The organism is Streptomyces sp. WAC06614 (assembly GCF_003949795.1).
Classification (GTDB): Bacteria; Actinomycetota; Actinomycetes; order Streptomycetales; family Streptomycetaceae; genus Streptomyces.
Genome location: NZ_RPRY01000659.1, coordinates 1 through 1,424, shown reverse-complemented (window position 1 = coordinate 1,424; position 1,424 = coordinate 1). Strand labels below are relative to the sequence as shown.

Here is a 1,424-nt window from a genome sequence, read left to right as displayed (position 1 = left end):
GGTTGCGCTTCTTGCCGGGCACGGTGGCGCGGACCAGTTCGCTGGTCCTCAGCAGCAGCGTGTTGATGTCCTGGCGCAGGGCGCCGACGTCGGCGGCGGCGAGCCGGGCGGGGTCGGCCGTGCGCAGATCCGCCCGGCGGAGGTCGGCGGCGATCAGGTAGGCGCCGCGCAGGGTGGCTCCGCGCAGGTCGGCGTCGGCCAGGCGGGCGCCCATCAGGTCGGCGCCGCGATGGTTGCGCTTCTTGCCGGGCACGGTGGCGCGGACCAGTTCGCTGGTCCTCAGCAGCAGCGTGTTGATGTCCTGGCGCAGGGCGCCGACGTCGGCGGCGGCGAGCCGGGCGGGGTCGGCCGCGACCAGGTCCTCGGTCGTGGCCAGGGCCCGGCGCAGCTCGGCGTGGACCGGGCGGGCGGCGTGCAGGGTGAGGGCCTCGGTGACGTAGAAGAGCAGCTCGTGGAGCTGCCGCTGCACGGGGAAGACCTCGAACATCTGCTGCCGCGTCTCCGGGTGGGCCCGCCAGTCGCGGCCGCCGAAGGTGACCTGGGAGACCTGCTGGCCGGCGCCGAAGCAGTCGAAGACGGTGCAGCCGGGGAAGCCGGAGGCGCGGAGGTCGCTGTGGATGCCGCAGCGGAAGTCCTGGCGGAGGTTGCGGCAGGGGGTGCCGGCGGCCTTGTCGACGGCGAAGTCCGCGGAGCGGGCGAAGGGGAGGGCGACGCAGCACAGGGCGAAGCAGCGGGAGCAGTCGGCCTTCAGCTCGTCGTGCCGCGCCGCAACGGGGCCCTGCGTGTCCCGACCGGTCCCAGCCGTGCCACTCCCGGCCGTGCCACTCCCGGGCCGGCCCGCGGTGCGCCGCTCCCGGCGCTCGGCAGCCGCCTGGGTCCGGTCCGGGGCCCCGGACCGAGCCGCCGTCCGGCGTTCCCCGCGCCCGGCGTCCGCCGGCCCCCGGTCCCGGTCCGGCCGGCCGCTCGCGGCCGGCTTCCGCTGCCCGCGGCCGCTGCCCGGCGGGGTCCGGTCCGTACGGTCCCGGCGGTCCCCGCGCTCGGGGCGGTCCCGGCGGTCCCCGGCCGACGCGGCCCGGTCCGTACGGTCCCGGCGGTCCCCGCGCTCGGGGCGGTCCCCGGCCGACGCGGCCCGGTCCGTACGGTCCCGGCGGTCCCCGGCCGACGCGGGCCGGGCCGTACGGTCCCGGCGGTCCCCGCGCTCGGGGCGGTCCCGGCGGTCGGGGCGGTCCCCGCGGGTGTCGCCTGCCGCTGTGGTCCGGTTCGTGCGCCCCTGGCCGTCCTCGCGCTCGGCGCGGCCGCCGGACGCGGCCTGGGCCCGGCGGTCGCGGGATGCGGCCCGGTCAGGGCGGTCACGGCGGGACTCGGGCGGTGGGGTGGCCTTGCCGGCTGGCGCTTATTCACATCTCCGAGCCCCCGAGACACTG

At 78.8% G+C, this 1,424-nt stretch carries 1 pseudogene; it reads right to left on the bottom strand.

Annotation, left to right across the window (positions count from 1 at the left end):
- Window positions 1–112 precede the first annotated feature (112 nt).
- A pseudogene (locus tag EF918_RS35705) lies at window positions 113–751 on the bottom strand (pentapeptide repeat-containing protein); the annotation flags it as partial.
- Window positions 752–1,424 lie beyond the last annotated feature (673 nt).